The organism is Undibacterium sp. YM2 (genome assembly GCF_009937975.1).
Lineage (GTDB): Bacteria > Pseudomonadota > Gammaproteobacteria > Burkholderiales > Burkholderiaceae_D > Undibacterium.
The window spans coordinates 1,558,103-1,575,349 of record NZ_AP018441.1 but is presented as its reverse complement, the minus strand read 5'-3'; the positions used below and the strand labels follow the sequence as shown (position 1 = coordinate 1,575,349).

Genomic DNA, 17,247 nt, shown 5'->3' with positions numbered 1-17,247 from the left:
ACAATAAGCATCCTTTCCCTCCACCACCCAGATATGAAGCCAGTCCGACTTCCTGCTGCCGCAACAGTTGCGCTACCGCGCTGGGGAATCATCGCCCTCTGTCTCCTGTATATCCTGCCCGGCCTGATAGGCCGTGACCCATGGAAAGGCGACGATGCCGCTGGCTTTGGCATCATGTGGACCATGGCACATGGCAACCTGGCAGACTGGTTGTGGCCGCACATCGTCGGCCTGCCCATGCCAGAAGAAGGCCCGCTGGCTTTCTGGCTCGGTGCCATCTGCATTAAATTATTTGGCTGGCTCGTGGGCGAACCCATGGCCGCCCGCCTGAGTACCGGCATCTGCTTCCTACTAGGTTCACTCTCGGTCTGGTATGCCACTTACCTGCTGGGCCGAAGGCCAGAAGCCCAGCCATTGAAACTGGCCTTTGGTGGCCAGCCAGAAGCACGCGATTTTGGCCGCACCCTCGCTGACGGCGCCTTGCTGATTTACCTCGGCTGCCTTGGCCTCCTGCTGCGCAGCCATGAAACCAGTGCAGAAGCACTGCAGATATCCCTGATCGCCTGCACCCTGTATATGTGCGTACGGCTGCTCGACGAACCTGCCAGGCTTACCGCCGCAAAAATCGGTGGCATCTTAGGCTTGCTGGTATTAACTCGTGGCTGGGTATTGCCAACTGGTCTATGGACCAGCCTGCTGGCAGTCTGCGCTTACCGCCAGCAGCGCCAGCCGCTGATATACCTGATCAACACCTGCCTGCCTGTGGCGATTGCCATTGCAGGCGCCTGGCTCATCACCATCAACCTGGCGCATCCTTATGACAGCTCGCCTTACCAGGCATGGATGTTGTGGAACTACCGTCAGTTCAATTTCCCCAATACAGACAGCGTCAGCTACCTGTTCCGCTATGGTATCTGGTTTAGCTGGCCCGCCTGGCCATTTGCAGCCTGGGCAATCTATGCCTGGCGCAAACAAGAGAAAGCCCTGCATATCTCATTGCCAGTCAGCTTTCTGATCTGTTTTGCCGTGCTCGGCATCTTCAACCATCAGTCTGAAGAAGCCATACTCTTACCGATACTGCCCGCACTGGCAATACTTGCCGCCTTTGGTTTGCCGACCATGAAACGCAGCGCCATCAACGCTGTGGATTGGTTCTCGGTCATCGTCTTTACTGCGGCGGCGGGCTTTATCTGGCTGTACTGGCTGGCAGACCAGACTGGCTGGCCCGCTGGCATGTCCAGGAAAGTAGCCAGCATGGTGCCGGGCTATCAGTCCAGCTTCAGCGTCTTTGCCTTCATCATTGCCCTGGCAGCGACCGTCGCCTGGTTCCGCCTCGTATATTGGCGCATATCCAGGCAACCTGCGGTCTTGTGGCGTGCAGTTGTCTTGTCCAGCGGTGGTGTGATCCTGTGCTGGCTGCTGATACAAAGCCTGGGGCTGCCATGGGTCAATCAAAAGGTCAGCTATGCACCACTGGCCAAAGAGCTGGCACAAAAAGTACCCGCCAATATGGGCTGCATACAAGCCCACATAGGCCCATCGCAACGCGCCTCATTCGCCTATTTTGGCAAGCTGCAGTTTGCCGGATTCTCTGATCACGACTGCCAGCTCCTGCTGGTACAGAACAGCAAGAAATCCAGAAATGAGCCCGCACTGCCAGCAGAATACAAGCAAGAACAATGGACAGTCCTGTGGTCAGGCCACCGCGCCGCCGACAACGACGAATTGTTTACCCTGTACCAGCGCAAGCAGCAATGAAGACCGAACACCCCAGCACGCTGCGCGGCAACATCAAGCGCATCGCCTCACTCTCATGGCCCATGATGGTGGGCCAGATGGCAGTGGTGGGCAATGGGGTGATAGACACAGCCATGACCTCGCGTTTCTCGGCGACTGACCTGGCCGCACTCTCCATCGGCATCTCGATTTACGTCAGCATCTTCGTCGGCCTCAACGGCATCTTGCAAGCCATCTCGCCTGTCGTTGGCCAATTGTTTGGCGCACGCAAATTCAAAAAGATAGGCGCAGAAATTAAACAAGGCGTGTGGCTGGGCGGCTTTCTCGCCTGCATAGGCTGTTTGATCTTGCTGTTCCCGAATAGCCTACTCTCCATCGCACAAGCTTCACCGACCTTGAATGACAAGGCCGCACAATATCTGCAAATACTGGCCATCGCCCTGCCCGCCACGCTGGGCTTCAGGATCTACGGCGCACTCAATAACGCCGTTGGCCGCCCCAAGATGGTCATGGCAATCCAGCTCGCTGCGCTGGCGATAAAAATCCCGCTCAATACCTTATTCATCTTCGGCGGCCTTGGCATACCCGCCATGGGTGGCCCTGGCTGCGCGGCTGCCACTGCCGTCAATGCCTGGCTCATGCTCATCACTGGCTGGCTCATGCTCAAGCACGTCAAATACTATGAATTGTTTGCACTATTTGGCACAGGCTTCGTCAAACCCAACTGGAAAGCCCTGCGCAGCCTGCTGCACCTCGGCATACCCATGGGCCTGAGCTACCTCATAGAAGTCACCGCATTCGCCTTCATGGCGCTGTTCATCGCCCGCCTCGGTGAAGTGGCCGTATCCGGCCACCAGCTCACCGCCAACTTTGGCACCATCCTTTATATGCTGCCGCTCTCTATTGCCAGCGCCACCGGCACCCTGGTCGCGCAAGCCATAGGCGCAAAACAAATGCAGGCCGCCCGCGTCACAGGCAATGCAGGCATCATCCTCGCTGCCATGCTGGCTGTGCCCATCGGCATCACCATCTGGTTCAGCCGCGACCTGATTTTGCACGCCTACACATCCAACCCCATCATCATCGCTGCGGCCTTCCCGCTATTCACCTTCATTTCGGTGTACCAGATTTTTGATGCGATACAGGTCACCACCGCCTTCATCCTGCGCGCCTATAAAATCGCCATCGTCCCCACCATCCTGTACGCCTTCGCGCTATGGGGCTGCGGCCTCGGTGGCGGCGTCATCCTCGGCCTGGACCCCTACAACATCAGCCCCGTCTTTCTGCACGGCGCAGCAGGCTTCTGGATGGCCAACAGCACCAGCCTCGCCATCGTCGCCTTCAGCCTGTGGTACTACCTGCGCATCGTCCAAAAACGCTTCCCTACCCCAGCCATGTGGCGCAGGAACGTGAATTTCGACCAGCCAGGCAGAAACCCATGATGAATAACAAAAATAAGAAACCCAGCAAACCCGGCAAAAGCAGCAGCCCGCTTGCAAAATTTTGACGGCTCTGTCATAATTTCGTTCTGCGTTGCCGAGATGGCGGAATAGGTAGACGCACGGGACTCAAAATCCCGCGCCGCAAGGCGTGCCGGTTCGATTCCGGCTCTCGGCACCAATCACTGATTAAGCTCTTGATTATTCAAGGGCTTTTTTGGTTTTTGGACAGCAATTCTTCTTTATACCTTCCCCTTCTTCCATAGCTTTTTTGAGCTACGCCAAGCGCATTCCCATAGGCAGTCCTTTGCCAGTCGGGTAAGATACAAATCAAACAAATGCAAGCAATGCTACAACTGCTTCAGCTCACCGACTTTGAATGACAAAGAATCATCCATGACACAAACATCCAATAATCTCGCCGCCGAATCCTGGGCAATTGCCGACCTGCTCCGTGGTGACTTTAGACAAAGCCAGTATGGCCGCATCATCTTGCCGTTTTGCTTGCTGCGCCGCCTGGAATGTGTGCTGGAAGCCAGTAAAGAAACCGTACTGGCGGAACAGCAAAAAATAGCAAGCATGAATTTGCCCGAAGAGGCGCAAGAAAAATTGCTGTTGCGTGCGACTGGTGGCCTGAGTTTCTTCAACACATCCAAAATGGATTTATCCAAATTGGGTGAAAGCGGCATCAAAGCCAATCTGGAAAGTTATATCCAAAGCTTTTCCAAGGATGCGCGTGAGATATTTGAATACTTCAATTTTGCTGAATTCATAGGCCAGCTCAACGACGCCAATTTGCTCTATAAGGTCGTGCAAAAAGTACGCACCATTGATCTGAGCATCAACGCGGTGTCCAACCATGATATGGGTCTGGTATTTGAAGAGCTGATACGCCGCTTTGCTGAGAGTTCAAACGATACTGCAGGTGAACACTTCACCCCACGTGATATCGTGCGCCTGACTACCTCACTAGTGTTTATAGAAGACAATGAAGCACTGACCACCCCAGGCATCATCCGCACCATCTATGACCCTACAGCAGGAACTGGCGGCTTCTTGTCGGCAGGGATGGAATATGTCCATGAATTAAATCCCAACGCCGTCATACGCGCGTATGGCCAGGAGTTGAATCCTGAAAGCTATGCCATCTGCAAAGCAGACATGCTAATCAAGGGGCAAGAAGTCAAAAACATCAAGCTCGGTAATACCCTATCCAACGATCAACTGTATGGCGAGCGCTTTAACTACATGCTATCCAATCCCCCATTTGGTGTTGATTGGAAAAAGATAGAAGAAGACATCACCAAAGAGCACAATGAAAAAGGCTACGATGGCCGCTTTGGCGCAGGCTTGCCCAGAGTCTCTGATGGCTCTTTGCTATTCCTGTTGCACCTCATCAGCAAATTGCGTGATGCCAAGGATGGCGGTGGCCGTATAGGCATTATCCTCAATGGCTCCCCCCTGTTCACAGGCGGTGCGGGTTCTGGCGAATCTGAAATCCGACGTTATATTCTGGAAGCCGATTTGCTGGAAGCCATTGTCGCCCTGCCGACTGATATGTTCTATAACACCGGCATCGCCACTTATGTATGGATACTATCCAACAAAAAACCGGAAGAGAAAAAGGGCCTGGTACAACTGATCAACGGCAGCAACCTCTACAGCAAAATGCGCAAGTCATTGGGCAGCAAGCGCAATGAGATGAGTGCCGACGACATCGCCACCATCATCCGCTGCTTCGGTGATTTTGAAGCCGTTGATGCGCGTGAACTCGACAAACCCGCCGAACAAAAAAGTAATCGCGGCAGACAATCGGCAAACACTAAGACTGAGGTAGCCAAAACCTTTGCCGCCAAGATTTTCAATACCCATGAATTTGGCTATCGCCGCATTACGATAGAGCGCCCGCTAAGGCAGTCTTACCAGTTCTCTGATGAACGTATTGCCACACTGCGTTTTGAATTAGGTGCTTTGAACAGCATCATGCAATGGGCATACGCAGAGTTCGCCACTCTGCAAGGCGCTATCTGGAGCGATTCAACAGATTGCTCACACTATGGTGAACTTGGCCAGCATGAAGACACTATACGCCGCTACATCAAAATACATTTTGCTGATCTCAAAGAAAAGCAGATCAAGGACCTGCTCAATCGTGATACCTGGTTAAGCGCAAGAGCCAGCATGCTCAAAGCCCAGGCTCTGCAAGCGCAGATAGGCACCGCACAGTTTGATGACATGAACGAATACGATGATGCCATTGTCAAAGCTGCCAAGTTGGCCAACATCAGCCTGGACGCCAAAGACAAAAAAGTCATCGAAGCAGCAGTGAGCTGGAAAAATCCAGTCGCGCTGCCCGTTATCAAAAAAATCCACAAAACCAAGGCCGACGCTATCTATGGCCTGTTTAACGTGGATGGCAAAACCATAGAATACAAAGCCGATGGCGACCTGCGTGATTTTTGAAAACGTCGCCCTCGATCCATCCAAAACAGTCAACGAGATCAACGAAGTATACTTCAAAAAAGAAGTACAACCCCACGTACCGGACGCCTGGATCGATGCCAGCAAAAAAGACGATAAAGACCAACAAATCGGCATCGTCGGCTATGAGATACCCTTCAACCGCCACTTCTACCAATACCAGCCCCCGCGTGACCTGGCTGAGATAGATGCGGATCTGGATGCCGTCAGCGCAGAAATCATGAAGCTGCTGCAAGAGGTGCATTCATGAGCAAATCAAACCTGAGCAATATCGCGCAGCCCGATTTTACCGAAGTCGTACATCTGATCGCAGCCGCACGCCAGCACGCTTATCAAGCCGTCAACACCACTTTGATAGAACTGTATTGGCAAGTAGGGGCCCACATCAGCAATAAAATCAAGGCCGCAGAATGGGGGGATGGTGTGGTCGATGCGCTGGCGAAACATTTAGCCATCACGCAGCCTAATTTAAAGGGCTTTACACGTCGCAATCTGTTCCGGATGCGCCAGTTTTATGAAGCTTATCAAGATGATAAAATTGTCGCACCACTGGTGAGACAATTGCCGTGGACACATAACCTGACTATTCTCAGTCGCAGTAAAGTGAGTGAAGAGCGTGAATTTTATTTAAGGATGTCTATACAAGAGGGATGGTCTAGCCGTGATCTTGAACGACAGTTCAATGCCGCGCTTTTTGAGCGTACGGTGTTGCAACCACCAAAAGTGTCAGCAGTGCTGACACAATTACACCCCGAAGCCCTCAACGTCTTCAAAGACAGCTACATCGTTGATTTCTTAAGCCTGCCAGAGCAACACAGCGAGGCTGATTTGCACCAAGGCCTGCTCGCCAAATTAAAGCATTTTTTGCTCGAACTTGGGCGTGATTTTTGTTTTGTCGGCAGCGAATATCCTGTACAAGTCGGCAAACAAGACTTTGCACTCGATCTCTTATTCTTCCATCGCAGTTTAAACGCGCTGGTAGCGATAGAACTCAAAGTGGATAAATTCCAGCCAGAGCACTTGGGTAAACTCAATTTCTACCTGGAAGCCCTGGACCGCGACCACAAAAAGCCACACGAAAACCCAGCCATCGGCGTGCTGCTGTGCGCGAGTAAAGATGATGAAGTCGTTGAATATGCGTTGAGCCGTAGCCTTTCACCCGCCATGATTGCTGAATACCAAACGCAACTGCCCGATAAAAAACTGCTGCAAGCGAAACTGCATGAGTTTTATTTGTTGAATCTGGCGCAGGAGGAAGGGGTATGAGTCGCTATAAGGCTTATGCTGAGTACAAAGATTCTGGAGTTGAATGGTTGGGGGCGATACCAAGTGAATGGGCATTGAAACAACTCAAGTTCATGGCGAAAATAAAAAATGGCCAAGACTATAAAGACGTTCAAGTAGATGAAGGATACCCAGTCATTGGATCCGGTGGACAATTTACGTATGCTTCCTCATACACCTACGCAAAAGAGTCTGTATTACTCGGAAGAAAAGGAACGATTGATAAGCCGCTGTACATCAACGAACCTTTCTGGACTGTGGATACTATGTACTATACGGAAATAAACGAAGACATTTATCCAAAATTTTTATACTACCTGGCGCTCACCATTCAGTTCTCACGCTATTCCACCAATACCGCATTGCCCAGCATGACTCAAGAGCATTTGGGAAACTATCGGTTTGCAATTCCAGAAGATGCTAACGAGCGCAAAAAGATCGCAAACTTCCTCGACCACGAAACCGCCAAGATCGATACCCTGATCGCGAAGCAGCAAGAGTTGATCAAACTGCTGAAAGAAAAACGACAGGCGGTGATTAGTCATGCCGTCACCAAAGGCCTCCACCCCAACGCCCCATGCGTAATTCTGGCGTGCAGTGGCTAGGCGAGGTGCCGAGACACTGGTTAGTAGGAAGATTAAAGAATGTCTTAAAAATAAGAAATGGTAAAGACTATAAAGATGTGGAAGTCGAAAATGGCGGATATCCAGTCTATGGTTCAGGCGGTATTTTTAAACGTAGTTCCAGTTATTTATTCGATGGAAAATCTGTTTTATTTGGCCGCAAAGGAACAGTGAATAAACCTCTTATTGTTGACGGAAAATTTTGGACTGTAGATACCATGTTCTATAGCGAGGTTTCTCAAGATAGCGAAGCTGAATATATACATTTTCAAGCTTCATTGTTCCCTTTTGATTTACTTTCTACAAATACTGCTTTACCGAGTGTAACTCAGGAAGACCTATTAGAGCTTGGATTCGTTATTCCATCAAAATCTGAGCAAAGAGAGATTGTAAGTCACATTACTACAGCAAATAATCAGTTTGAAGTATTGCTAGAAAAATCTGAATCTCAGGTCGCAATACTTCAAGAACGCCGCACAGCCCTAATCTCCGCAGCCGTCACAGGTAAGATCGATGTACGCGATTGGCAGGCGCCAAGCGAAACAGCCTTATCAGCCTGATAGCGTGTGATTAAACCAAGCCTACACCAGAGAACCTCTTTATGAGCAAAGCCAACGAACTGACCTTCCAAAACGACATGATACGCCAGCTCCTGGCCAATGGCTGGCTGCTCGGCAAGGCGGAGCATTACAACCGCGAACTGGCTTTGTATCCTGAAGACGTGCTGGGTTTTGTCAAAGACACGCAAGACGAGCAATGGCAAAAATTTTGTGCCTTGTATCCAGTGCAGCCTGAACAAAAATTCCTGGAACGGCTGGTGCAGCAGCTCAACAAGGCCGACCCGAATGCGGCGAATAAAGAGATGCGTACCTTTGGCACCCTGGGTGTCTTGCGGCATGAACTTAAAGACCGTGGTACGCGCTTTTCGCTTTGCCAGTTTGCGCCGGAACATGACTTGAACCCGGATACCTTGGCACGTTATAAGCAGAACCGTTTGCGGGTGGTGCCGGAGTTGGTTTACAGCCCCTGGGTGAAGGAGGCGGATGCTACGCCGCTAGATTCCCGCCTGCGCGGGAATGATGACGCTACGGGTACGGATGAGACAAGCAGTGCAAAAGCAAAAGCCTGGCGCATTGATCTGGTCTTGTTCGTCAATGGCATCCCGGTTGCGACTTTGGAATTGAAGTCTGAATTTAAACAGGCTGTACACAATGCCATGCGCCAGTACCGCACTACGCGCTTGCCTATTGACCCTGTTACCAAAAAGCCGGAACCTCTGCTGACTTTCAAACGCGGCGCGTTAGTGCATTTTGCGGTGAGCCAGTACGAAGTCTATATGACTACCCGGCTGGAAGGGGATGATACTTTCTTCCTGCCCTTTAACAAGGGTACACATGATGGTGGCTCTGGTAATGACGTGCCTGAAGATGTCACGCAATACGCCACTGATTATTTGTGGAATGAAGTTTTATTGCCAGACAATCTGCTGAAGATTTTGGGCCGCTATGTGCATTTGCAGATAGAAGAAAAAGAAGACTGGGAAGGCCGCAAGTATAAAAAAGAAAGCCTGATTTTCCCGCGTTATCACCAGTGGGATGTAGTGAATAAGTTACTGTCAGCAGCACGTACTGAAGGGCCAGGACATAAATACCTGATACAGCACAGCGCGGGTTCAGGGAAATCAAATTCCATTGCCTGGGTGGCGCACCAGTTATCGTCTTTATATGATGAACGGGGCAATAAGCAATTTCACTCTGTCATTGTGGTGACAGACCGTACTGTGCTGGATGCGCAACTACAAGACACCATCGCCCAGTTTGAACATACCGACGGCGTGGTTGGACGCATCAACAATCAGGAAGGTGATGGCTCAAAATCAGAAAAATTGGCCAAGGCTTTAGAAAGCTCACAGCCGATTATTATCGTGACGATACAAACCTTCCCTTTTGTTTTGCAGGCGATAGAAAACAGTGTGAGCCTAAAAGAGCGTAATTATGTAGTCATTGCTGATGAGGCGCATTCTTCGCAAACTGGCTCAACAGCGCGCAAGTTGAAAGAAGTCTTGATGGTGGATGGCAGCACCAGTGATGAAGATGAAATCACCTCTGACGATATCATTGATGCTGCGGTTGCCTCACGCCGTGCTTCCAAAAACCTGAGCTATCTGGCATTTACTGCGACGCCCAAAACCAAGACGCTGGAATTATTTGGCCGCCGCCCCCGCCCTGAAGAACAGGCTTCAAAAACCAATAAGCCTGCTGCCTTCCATGTGTACAGCATGCGCCAGGCGATAGAAGAAGGCTTCATTCTGGATGTATTGCAGAACTATACCAATTACAAGGTGGCTTATAACCTGGCCATGCGTATCAACGATGCTGATCAACAGGTGGAAAGCAAGAAAGCCACGGTCAGGCTCAACCAGTGGGTGCGCCTGCATGACCACAATATCAGCCAAAAGGTCATGATCATTGTCGAGCATTTTAAAACGCATGTGATGGGCTTATTGGGTGGACAGGCCAAGGCCATGGTGGTGACGAGCTCACGCAAAGAAGCAGTGCGCTATAAAAAGTCTTTTGACGCTTATATTGCCAAGAAAAGTGAAAGTGAGCCTGACTATCAACAGATACGGGCCATGGTGGCATTTTCTGGCGAGGTAGAATTTAACGACAAAGACCCAAATGTCGAAGCCTTGCTAGATCAAAAATTTACAGAATCGAATATGAACCCGGCTTTAAAAGGCCGCGACATGCGCAAGGCTTTCGACACGGATGATTATCAACTCATGATCGTCGCCAACAAGTTTCAAACAGGTTTTGACCAGCCCAAGCTGTGCGCCATGTATGTGGATAAAAAACTGGGTGGTGTGGAATGTGTGCAAACTCTGTCGCGCCTGAACCGTACTTACCCAGGCAAAAAAGAAACGGGCACTTTTGTGCTGGATTTTTTTAATGCCCCGGAAGATATTCTTTCCTCCTTTCAGCCTTACTTTCAGACTGCCGAACTGGCAGATGTATCCAACCCTAACCTGATTTTTGATCTGTTTGATAAATTGCGCACTGCGGATATTTTTACCTGGACAGAAGTTGAGCAGTTCTGCAAAGCCTTCTTTGTGCAAAGCAAGAGCAACGCCGCCATTGCCAATATTTGCAAACCAGCGGTAGAGCGCTGGCAAAAACGCTATAAACATGCGGTAGAGGCTTACAAGCAAGCCAAGGAAATGTTTGAACGCACAAAGAAGTTTAATGATGCGGTACTAATTGCCAATGCGGAGAACAGCCTTAAAGATTGCAAGAAAGCCAGGGATGCGCTGGAGATTTTCAAAAAAGACCTGGGCACTTTCGTGCGCTTTTATGAGTTCATGTCGCAAATTGTTGATTACGATGACAAGGATTTGGAAAAACTCAGTCTGTACGCCCGCAACCTGCGCCCCATGCTGCGAGAAACCATCATTGACGAAGACGATATCGATTTATCGACCATCTCTCTGAGCCACTATCGCGTATCCAAAATCCGCCAACAGCATTTGATGCTGAAAGAAGATCAGGAAGAATACCAGCTGGTGCCAGGTGAAGGCGCAGGCACAGCCAAGGCCAAAGACAAGAAAACTGAATTCTTGTCACAGATCATTCACAGGCTTAACGAGTTGTTCATCACCGACCACTTGACTGACCAGGACATGGTGAATTACGCCTATACCATCAGCGACAAGGTCAGGGAAAACTCCATCGTCATGCAACAAATCGCCAACAACAGCGCAGAACAAGCCATGCTGGGTGATTTTTCCAAGGCTGTCGATGATGCAATTTTGGACAGCAGCGAAGTGCATCAAATTCAAATGATGCAGTTACTGTCTGACCCTAAACGCAATGCCGGTTTTGCGAAGGTGATTTTTGATTTATTGACGCGACCAGCGCCGTGACATTTTGCAAGCAGTAGCGAATGACTAGGTCGCTATGACAACCAAGATTTAAGATAAGGATAGATGTGATGCAACCGTTCTCAATAACCCTGTTTGCCACCACTGGTGACCCGGAAGCGATTCGCCACGTGGACAAGTCCAATTGGTCGGGCCATGGAGTGGTGTTTACCAAAGAGCTAGTAGGTAGTTTGAAACAAGAACCTGGTATTTCGCAGGCAGGTATTTATATCTTGGTAGGCAACGCCGCCGAAGAAACAATTTATATTGGCGAAGCAGATCCAGTTGGTGACAGGCTTAAGAATCACGTCGTTAACAAAGAAGGCTGGGTCTGGGGCGTATACTTTTTTGATCAAAATCATAAAATCGGCAAGACTGAAGTGCAATACCTTGAGTCTACGCTCATTGCACTGGCCAAAAGGTATGACAGTGCCATTTTGCTTAACAAAAATACGCCCACAGAACCAACCATGTCGCCAGCCGCAAAAGCCACTGCACAAGCTTTTCTGGCGGACATGCTGCTGATCTTGCCCATGCTGGGCATCAACGCATTTACTCCACCTAAGATCACAGATGTGACGGAACAAGTGCAGCCTGTGGGCTCAGAAAGCGGCACGTTCGACACTATAGTCATCCCAGCCCGTGAAGATGGATTTAAAGAGCAATTCTTAAATAAAAACCGCTGGTTTGCTGTGAGGATCAACGCCAAACAAATACCAAAACTAAAATACATCGCCGCCTACCAAGTTGCTCCAGTCGCAGCGATTACGCATATTGCTGAAATTGAGTCTATCGTCCCTTACAACGATACTGGTAAGTACATGATCAATTTCAAGCAGGCGGCGACAGTGCTCACGCCTGTTCCTCGTACAGATACTAGTGAAATCAATATGCAGTCAGCACGCTACGCCTTACGTGACAAGCTGTTAGCGGCAACGTATCTGGATGAGGTTTGGGCATAAACCTGCTCGCATTTATCTGCATGCAAATTGTTAATACCTATGCTCATCCACCAAATGCTTATTAAAACTGTATTTGCTGCCGCCTTGCAGCACATCGGTCAGGCGTTTGGGGTTGGCGGATGAGATGAAGATGTCGGCGATGCCGTCCTTGACGCGGAACTTGGTGGCGGGGCTTAAGATGTTGTTGGCTTTGATCATCAGGTGGCGGATGATTTTGGCTTTTTCGCTGCAGATGAGGAAGTGGTTTTCTTTTCTGAAGTTGGTCAGGGGATATTGAGCCACCAGCCTTCGTCGTTGCCGTAGCGGACGACTTGGGAGAATTGGGTGTTGCCTTCGTTGAGGACGTTGGCTTGCAGGGAATCGTTGGCGATTTGGATGGCTTCGGCTTTGTTCATTTTTGTTTTCTTTGGGGTCTTGGGCGGGATTCATGAGCAGGATTGCTGCCTGGGTATTCGACGGAAACCCATCCCTATCCCTGCCTTTCCCTTGAAGGGGAAGGAGTATGTGGCGGTATTTTAACCGTTGCAGCTTCAATACAGACGGAATTGGACGCAGTTCTCGTTTACCCTTCACGCTACATTGCGTTAAACTGTATGCATATACAGTTATTTAAACGCTACTCCCCTCCCCCATGCTTGCCAATCTGGATAATCCTTTTTACTACCTTGAAAACTTCCAGGCCGTGCTGGACTGGGTGGGTGGGCGCTACGCGGATTTGTTGGCTGATGATGAGCAAGCGTTTATAGAGCAGTTCGGCAAGCTGCCGCAGGCGTCGCGGGCTTTGTTTGTGCGTATGGTGATGCGCAAGGGTTGCGTGTTCAGGGCCAGCAAGCTGGTGTATGGCGAGATTGGTGAGACTTGTGCTGCAATGCAGGCACTAGTGGATGTGGGCTGGGTGCAGGCTGATCCTGAGCTCGATATTGCGGGCCTGTTTGATTTGCTGCAAAAGCCTGAGCTGGCGCTGGTGCTGGCGATGACACCTGCTGAAAAGAAATTGCCCAAGGCTGAGCAACTGGGTTTGTTTAGCCTACGGCATACGGCTAGCCAGGCTTTTTCTGCCTGGTGCTCAGGCGCTGTCAGTGCTGTGGATGATGTGGCTTACCAGGTGCTGAACAAGGATTTGTGTGATCGTTTGCGGCTGCTGTTTTTTGGTAATCTGTATCAGGACTGGTCTGAGTTTGTATTGTCTGACCTGGGTATTTTCCAGTATGAGAAGGTGGAGTTTTCTGCGGCTTCGCGCGGCTTTGGCTGTCGGGCAGATATTGATGCTTATCTGGCCTTGCATGCCTGTCGTGAGGCTTTTCATGCGGAGCAGCCTGTGCCTAAAGTGCTGGCGCAACTGGCTGCGACTGATTTGCATGCATTGGACAATGCATGGATTGCCAGCCGCCGTAACCGCTTGTTGTACCAGATTGGTGAGTACCTGGAAAAGCAAAAGGACTGGGCGCTGGCGCAGCAGGTGTATGCGGGCTGCACTTACCCAGGCGCGCGCTTGCGTGCCATACGTGTGCTGGAGAAAAGTGAACAGACGCAGGCCGCCTATGATTTGCTGATGCTGGCACAGCAAGCGCCTGAGAGTGAGGCAGAGCATCAGCAGATGTTGCGCATTGCACCGCGCCTTGCCCGCAAGCTGGGGCTGGCTAAAGCCGCCAAAGCAGCCAGCAAGCCACCGACAGAACTGGCCTTGCGCCTGCCTTATCCACAAGAAGATTATGTGGTTGAGTATGTGGTACGTGATCATTTGCGTACAGATGATGCGCCGGTGTTTTATGTGGAGAATGCGCTTATCAATTCTCTGTTTGGTTTGTTGTGCTGGTCTGTGATTTTCAAGGCAATACCGGGGGCGTTTTTTCACCCTTTCCAGCGCGGGCCTGCGGATTTATTGAGTGTTGATTTTCAGGCGCGGCGGACGGATGATTTTGCGACCTGTTTTGCGCAGCTCGATACAGATGCTTATCGCCAGACCATACGGCAAACTTATGCGGCCAAGTCTGGCTTGCAGTCACCTTTTGTGTTTTGGAGTACGCTGTCTGAAGACTTGCTGGAGATGGCGCTGGAGTGCATACCTGCACAACATCTGAAACATAGTTTTGAGCGCATCTTGCTGGACATCCGCGCCAACCGCAATGGCTTCCCTGACCTGATACAGTTCTGGCCGCAAGAACGGCGTTACCAGATGATAGAGGTCAAGGGGCCTGGCGATAAATTGCAGGATAACCAGAAGCGCTGGCTGGACTTTTGCGCGACACATGATATGCCGGTGACAGTGTGCTACCTGGAATGGCAAGAGGCTGAACAGTGAGCAGTGAGAGCACCGCCAGTTATACGGTGGCCGTGCGTGCCCTGTGCGAGTTCACGGCCAAGCAAGGTGACCTGGATTTGCGCTTTACCCCCTCACCCACTGCCGAGCAAGGTATGGCCGGGCATGCAACAGTGGCCCTGCGCAGAGGCAGCAGTTACCAGCGTGAAGTAAAACTGGAAGGCCAGCATGGCAGCTTGCATGTGCGTGGCCGAGCTGATGGTTATGACCCCGACTTGCACCAGGTTGAAGAAATCAAGACCTACCTGGGTGACTTGCATGCCATGCCTGATAACCACCGTAACCTGCACTGGGCGCAAGCAAAGGTGTATGGACATTTGTTATGCCAGAAGCTGGGCTTGCAAAAGATCAGTGTGGCGTTGGTGTATTTCAATATACAAAGCCAGAAAGAGACTGTGCTGCAGCAAGACTTAGCTGCTGGTGAATTGGCAGATTTTTTTGCTTTGTTGGGCGGGCGCTTTATTGCCTGGGCAAAGCAGGAAGCAGCTCACCGTGCTGCACGTGATCTGGCTTTGGCGGATATGGTTTTTCCACACGTGACATTCAGACCAGGGCAAAGGCAACTGGCTGAAGCGATGTATAAGGCCAGCAAGCGCGGCTGTTGCCTGCTGGCGCAAGCGCCGACGGGTATAGGCAAGACCATAGGCAGTTTGTTCCCTCTGTTGAAGGCGACAGCAGAGCACAAGCTGGACAAGATTTTTTATCTGGCAGCAAAAACATCAGGACGGCAACTGGCTTTGCATGCGCTGGGCAATATCCAGAACAGCACGCCAAAGCTAGGCTTGCGCACGCTGGAACTGGTCGCCAAGACCAAGGCTTGTGAATACCCTGAAGCCGCTTGTCATGGTGATGCCTGTCCGCTCGCCAAAGGTTTCTATGATCGCCTGCCTGCCGCACGTGCGGCCGCTGTTGAACAGCAATTGCTTGATAAAGAAGGCTTGCGCAGCATCGCTCTTGAACATCAGGTTTGCCCTTATTATCTGGGCATAGAAATGGCGCGCTGGGCCGATGTCATCATTGGCGACTACAACTATTATTTTGATCTGTATGCTTTGCTGCATGGTTTAACGATAGTGAACAACTGGCGTGTCGCCGTACTGGTGGATGAGGCACACAATATGGTGACTCGGGCGCGCCAGATGTATAGTGTAGAGCTGCAACGCGATAGCCTGAAGCGCTTGCGCAAGTCGCCACCGCCAGCGCTCAAAAAAACTTTGAACAGTTTGTATCGCGCCTGGCTTCAACTGGAAAAAGAGCAGGAGGCTGATTACCAGCCGCATGCCGAGATACCAGAGAAACTGTTGGCCGCTCTGACGCGTCTGTGCACAGAAATTGGTCTTTACTTTGCTGACAATCCCAGCCAGTTAGCGCCGGACTTGCAGCAGTTTTATCTGGATGCCTTGCTGTTCAACCGCCTGGCAGAAAGCTTTGCTGATCATTCGATATTCGATGCCAGCAAAGCACATGGCACATCGACGCTCTGCATACGCAATATCGTGCCAGCGGCTTTTTTGACACCGCGCTTTGCGGCCAGTCATACGACAGCGCTGTTCTCGGCTACTCTGAGTCCCTGGAACTATTATTGTGACACGCTAGGCTTGCCCGAGGGCACAGCATGGGTGGATGTAGAGTCGCCCTTCTCTGCTGATCAATTGCAGGTACATGTGGTGGATAGCGTCTCTACCCGCTATGCCGACCGCATGCGTTCTGTTGCGCCTATCGTTGCCTTGATGGCACGACAGTATCATACGCAGCCAGGCAATTATCTGGCCTTCTTTAGCAGCTTTGACTATCTTGAGCAGGTCAGCGGCAGCTTCATCAATGCGCATCCTGATATCCCTGTGCGTTTGCAAACCCGGCGTATGAATGAGGCAGATCGTGAAGGGTTCCTGGCGCAGTTTACCGAAGATAGTCAGGGTATTGCTTTTGCTGTACTGGGCGGCTCATTTGGTGAAGGCATAGATTTGCCTGGTACACGACTGATAGGTGCGTTTATCGCGACGTTGGGTCTGCCACAACTAAACCCCATCAATGAGCAAATCAGGCTGCGCATGGATAAGATATTTGGGTCGGGGTATGACTATGCTTATCTTTACCCTGGTTTGCAAAAGGTGGTGCAGGCTGCGGGGCGGGTCATACGGCAGACAGATGATCGGGGGGTGGTGTATTTGATTGATGACAGGTTTGGGCGGGGCGATGTGCGGGCTTTGTTGCCGGGGTGGTGGGAGGTGAGGTAACTGTATCGTGCCCTTGTAGGTTGGGCTACGGTTCACCAGTCTAGCGAGGCCCGGCCCAACACTCGGCCTCTGCAAACGTTTATGTTATTTAAACGCTCAGCTTCGTAGGTTGGGCTTCGCTTCATCAGCCCAACACAGAACCTCAGCAAACGTATACGTCACTTATGCGCCCAGTGTTGGGCTGATAAATCGTAGCCCAACCTACACCACGCTCACCTTCCGCCCTCGCAATCAACACAAACCCTCCA

General features: G+C 50.8%; 13 protein-coding genes and 1 tRNA gene. 12 read left to right on the top strand and 2 right to left on the bottom strand.

Translation table 11 applies throughout. The annotated features are described in order from the left end of the window. Positions 1-33 precede the first annotated feature (33 nt). From UNDYM_RS06975 to UNDYM_RS06935, 10 genes are all read left to right on the top strand, one after another. Positions 34-1,758 (top strand): glycosyltransferase family 39 protein, encoded by a 1,725-nt coding sequence (locus tag UNDYM_RS06975; protein ID WP_162040397.1) that lies wholly within the window; start codon positions 34-36, stop codon positions 1,756-1,758. Next, the gene (locus tag UNDYM_RS06970; protein WP_162040396.1) at positions 1,755-3,179 is read left to right on the top strand and encodes an MATE family efflux transporter; all 1,425 of its coding nucleotides are present in this window, start codon (positions 1,755-1,757) and stop codon (positions 3,177-3,179) included. The genes UNDYM_RS06975 and UNDYM_RS06970 overlap by 4 nt, the downstream gene beginning before the upstream one ends. 93 nt (positions 3,180-3,272) lie before the next feature. Then, positions 3,273-3,357, top strand: a tRNA-Leu gene (locus tag UNDYM_RS06965). Positions 3,358-3,572: 215 nt separating this feature from the next. Next, positions 3,573-5,639, top strand: coding sequence for an N-6 DNA methylase (locus tag UNDYM_RS06960; RefSeq protein ID WP_370529446.1), 2,067 nt, complete (start codon positions 3,573-3,575; stop codon positions 5,637-5,639). Beyond that, positions 5,629-5,907, top strand: a complete 279-nt coding sequence (locus UNDYM_RS31315; RefSeq protein WP_370529445.1) for a hypothetical protein — start codon at positions 5,629-5,631, stop codon at positions 5,905-5,907. Before UNDYM_RS06960 ends, UNDYM_RS31315 begins: the two co-directional genes overlap by 11 nt. Beyond that, entirely contained in the window at positions 5,904-6,923 is a 1,020-nt protein-coding gene (locus UNDYM_RS06955) for a YhcG family protein (RefSeq protein ID WP_162040395.1), read from the top strand. The genes UNDYM_RS31315 and UNDYM_RS06955 overlap by 4 nt, the downstream gene beginning before the upstream one ends. After that, positions 6,920-7,546 carry a restriction endonuclease subunit S gene (locus UNDYM_RS06950; protein WP_162040394.1) on the top strand — a complete coding sequence of 209 codons (627 nt, stop codon included), beginning with the start codon at positions 6,920-6,922 and terminating at the stop codon, positions 7,544-7,546. Before UNDYM_RS06955 ends, UNDYM_RS06950 begins: the two co-directional genes overlap by 4 nt. After that, positions 7,519-8,124: a restriction endonuclease subunit S gene (locus tag UNDYM_RS06945; protein WP_162040393.1), complete on the top strand. Its 606-nt coding sequence runs from the start codon at positions 7,519-7,521 to the stop codon at positions 8,122-8,124. The genes UNDYM_RS06950 and UNDYM_RS06945 overlap by 28 nt, the downstream gene beginning before the upstream one ends. Before the next feature lie 41 nt (positions 8,125-8,165). Further along, positions 8,166-11,483: a type I restriction endonuclease subunit R gene (locus UNDYM_RS06940; protein ID WP_162040392.1), complete on the top strand. Its 3,318-nt coding sequence runs from the start codon at positions 8,166-8,168 to the stop codon at positions 11,481-11,483. A gap of 68 nt (positions 11,484-11,551) precedes the next feature. Next, positions 11,552-12,442 (top strand): GIY-YIG nuclease family protein, encoded by an 891-nt coding sequence (locus UNDYM_RS06935; RefSeq protein ID WP_162040391.1) that lies wholly within the window; start codon positions 11,552-11,554, stop codon positions 12,440-12,442. Positions 12,443-12,472: 30 nt separating this feature from the next. Here the strand turns inward: UNDYM_RS06935 and UNDYM_RS06930 are convergent, their stop codons facing one another. Both UNDYM_RS06930 and UNDYM_RS31065 read right to left on the bottom strand, forming a co-directional pair. After that, the gene (locus tag UNDYM_RS06930; RefSeq protein WP_232063773.1) at positions 12,473-12,724 is read right to left on the bottom strand and encodes a hypothetical protein; all 252 of its coding nucleotides are present in this window, start codon (positions 12,722-12,724) and stop codon (positions 12,473-12,475) included. Further along, positions 12,706-12,837: a hypothetical protein gene (locus UNDYM_RS31065; protein WP_255456537.1), complete on the bottom strand. Its 132-nt coding sequence runs from the start codon at positions 12,835-12,837 to the stop codon at positions 12,706-12,708. Before UNDYM_RS31065 ends, UNDYM_RS06930 begins: the two co-directional genes overlap by 19 nt. A 236-nt stretch (positions 12,838-13,073) precedes the next feature. On the opposite strand from UNDYM_RS31065, the gene UNDYM_RS06925 reads away from it, so the two are divergent. Together UNDYM_RS06925 and UNDYM_RS06920 are read left to right on the top strand one after the other, a co-directional pair. Next, the gene (locus UNDYM_RS06925; protein ID WP_162040390.1) at positions 13,074-14,744 is read left to right on the top strand and encodes a VRR-NUC domain-containing protein; all 1,671 of its coding nucleotides are present in this window, start codon (positions 13,074-13,076) and stop codon (positions 14,742-14,744) included. Next, the gene (locus UNDYM_RS06920) at positions 14,741-16,999 is read left to right on the top strand and encodes an ATP-dependent DNA helicase (protein ID WP_162040389.1); all 2,259 of its coding nucleotides are present in this window, start codon (positions 14,741-14,743) and stop codon (positions 16,997-16,999) included. The genes UNDYM_RS06925 and UNDYM_RS06920 overlap by 4 nt, the downstream gene beginning before the upstream one ends. Positions 17,000-17,247 lie beyond the last annotated feature (248 nt).